Raw genomic sequence first — 2,807 nt, forward strand, 5'->3', positions numbered from 1 at the left:
GCCCCCGGGCGCGACCCCGGGGGCGACCTCCGACGCGACCTCTGACCTGCGGGGCAGCCCCTCACACCACCTGACCTGCACCCGTCGGCCCGGCCCGGAACAGCGCTCGGCGCCCCGCCCACCGCATCGGGTGGACGGGGCGCCGGGGCGCTGGGCCGAGCCTTGTGACTCAGGCCTTGGCGGCGGCCTTCTTGGCGTCCTTGCGGTTGCCCTCGGAGGCCAGCTTGGCCTGGGCCTTGGCGCGGGACTGCTCCTCGGTGAGACCCAGGCGCTTGGTGAGCTCCGGCGGCAGCATGCCGTTGTTCTTCATGTAGAAGTGCGAGGCCTGACGGTTGGCCAGCATCTTGGCCACACCCACCGCGGCGCCGGAGAGCAGCGCGAAGGCGGCGGCCTCCTTGATGCCCACCTCCGGGTCGTCCGGGTTCTGGGCCGAGCGGCCGGTGGTGATCTTCCAGGTGCCGTCGGCCACCTTGGAGGCCACGACGCTGGCCACGATCGGCAGCGCGGTCGCGAGGGCCTTGTACGCGAGGTTCATGCAACTCTCCTTCGCCTGCTGGGCGCCGGCGCGGTGTGCGCGGCGGTCGTGCAATCGTTCCCGAGTCTGTCACGACGCACCCGCCCCCGCCCGGTGGTGCGGTGTGACCTCCGCCGGGTGGCATGGCGCGGCCGCCACCGGGTCGGCCGACCGGCGCGCGGGTCAGGGGGTATGTTCGGGGCCACGACAGGGGAGCGCCCGGAGCGTTGAGAGTGCGGGAGACCGCAGACCCTTGGAACCTGGCCGGGACCGCCGGCGGAGGAAGTCGACACAGGAGCGCACATGCCCACCACCGCACAGCCCACTCGCCCCTCCCCGCACCGCAGCACCACGGCCGTCCGGGCCCCCCGTCGCGCGGTCACGACGGGTCTGGCCGCCGTCACCGCCCTCGGCCTGCTGGCGGGGTGCTCCCTGGGCGGCCAGGGTGAGGGGTCCGACCAGGAGTCCTCGTCGCCCTCGCAGGGTTCCGGCGACGGCGCCTCCGACGGTGACCTGGAGGGCCGCACCGTCACTCTCGTGACCCACGACTCGTTCAACCCGCCGAAGGGTGCGCTCAAGGAGTTCACCAAGGACACCGGCATCACGGTCAAGGTGCTGAAGTCCGGCGATGCCGGGGCGCTCACCAACAAGCTGGTGCTCACCAAGGAGAAGCCGCTGGGCGACGTGGTCTTCGGCATCGACAACACGTTCGGCGGCCGGGCCCTGGCCGAGGGCGTGGTGGCAGAGCACGGTGTGTCGCTGCCCCAGGGGGTCGACCGGCACACCATCGAGACCGACGGGGGCGCCCGCCTGGCCCCGGTGGACTACGGCGACGTCTGCGTCAACGTGGACGACACGTGGTTCGAGAAGAAGGGCGTCAACCCGCCCCAGGGTCTCGACGACCTCACCAAGCCCGAGTACAAGGGCCTGTTCGTCACCCCCGGTGCCGCCACGTCGAGCCCCGGTCTGGCCTTCCTGCTGGCCACCATCGGTGCCAAGGGCGACGACGGCTGGGAGCAGTACTGGAAGGACCTCGTGGCCAACGACGCCAAGATCACCGCCGGCTGGGAGGACGCGTACACCGTCGACTTCACCGCCGGCGGCGGCAAGGGGGACCGGCCCATCGTGCTCAGCTACGCCTCCAGCCCGCCCTTCACCGTGCCCGAGGGGGGCAAGGAGCCCACCACCTCGGCCCTGCTGGACACCTGCTTCCGCCAGGTGGAGTACGCCGGCGTGCTCGAGGGCGCCGAGGAGCCCGAGGCGGGCGCGAAACTGGTGGAGTACCTGCTGGGCAAGGACTTCCAGGCCGGGCTGCCGGAGTCGATGTACGTCTACCCGGTGCGCTCGGACGTGGAGCTCCCGGCCGAGTGGGAGAAGTGGGCCCCGTCCGCCAAGGAGCCCATCGAGGTGGACGCCGCCCGCATCCAGGAGCACCGCGAGGAGTGGCTGACGCGCTGGAGCGAGGCCACCGGCCAGTGAGGCGCTCCCGCGGAGGGGCGTGGGTCCCCCTGCTCTGGGCGGCCCTGCCCCTGGCCTTCCTGGCCGTCTTCTTCGTGCTGCCCGTCGGCACGATGGTGGGACGCGGCCTGGCCCCGCACGGCCAGCTCGACCTCTCGGTGGTGCCCGAGGTGCTGGGCCGCAGCCGCACCCTGCGCGTGCTCGGCTTCACCGTGGCGATGGCGCTGGCCGGCACCGCGGTGACCGTGCTGCTCGGCGTGCCCACGGCCTTCGCCCTGTACCGGCTGCGCTTGCCGCTGCGGGGCCTGCTGCGCTCGTGGGTGGTGATGCCCTTCGTCATGCCCACCGTGGTGGTGGGCGTGATGTTCCGCAGCCTGCTCAGCCCGCAGGGGCCGCTGGGATTCCTGGGCTGGGACGGCACGCCGTGGGCCATCGGGGCGGCGTTCGTGTTCTTCAACCTGGCCGTGGTGGTGCGCACCGTGGGCGGGGCCTGGGCCGGGCTGGACCGCCGCGCCGAGGAGGCCGCCGCCTCGCTGGGTGCGGCGCCCTGGCAGGTGCTGCGCGACATCACCCTGCCCCGCCTGGCCCCGGCCATCACGAGCGCCGCGGTGGTGGTCTTCCTGTTCTGCAGCACCGCCTTCGGGGTGGTGCTCACCCTCGGCGGGTTGCGCCACCGCACCCTGGAGACCGAGATCTACCTGCTGACCACCCAGTACCTGGACCTGCGGGCCGCCGCCGTGCTCTCGGTGCTGCAGGTGGTGACCGTGGCCCTGCTCGTGGGGACGGCCGCCCGGCTGCGCGGCTCCGCGCGGGCCACGGGGGCGGGGGCGGCGCC

General features: G+C 73.1%; 3 protein-coding genes. 2 read left to right on the top strand and 1 reads right to left on the bottom strand.

What is annotated here, in order from left to right:
• Positions 1–169: 169 nt before the first annotated feature.
• Complete coding sequence (locus tag HMPREF3099_RS06000; RefSeq protein WP_070705158.1) at positions 170–535, bottom strand: DUF4235 domain-containing protein; 366 nt, start codon at positions 533–535, stop codon at positions 170–172.
• A 282-nt stretch (positions 536–817) separates the two neighbouring features.
• Here HMPREF3099_RS06000 and HMPREF3099_RS06005 point away from each other — a divergent pair, with 282 nt between their 5' ends.
• Both HMPREF3099_RS06005 and HMPREF3099_RS06010 read left to right on the top strand, forming a co-directional pair.
• Positions 818–1,993: a thiamine ABC transporter substrate-binding protein gene (locus HMPREF3099_RS06005; protein ID WP_083323545.1), complete on the top strand. Its 1,176-nt coding sequence runs from the start codon at positions 818–820 to the stop codon at positions 1,991–1,993.
• On the top strand, positions 1,990–2,807 hold an 818-nt coding region (locus HMPREF3099_RS06010), incomplete at its 3' end, for an ABC transporter permease (protein WP_141762021.1). The genes HMPREF3099_RS06005 and HMPREF3099_RS06010, both read left to right, overlap by 4 nt.

This window comes from Kytococcus sp. HMSC28H12 (assembly GCF_001816045.1).
Classification (GTDB): Bacteria; Actinomycetota; Actinomycetes; order Actinomycetales; family Dermatophilaceae; genus Kytococcus; species Kytococcus schroeteri.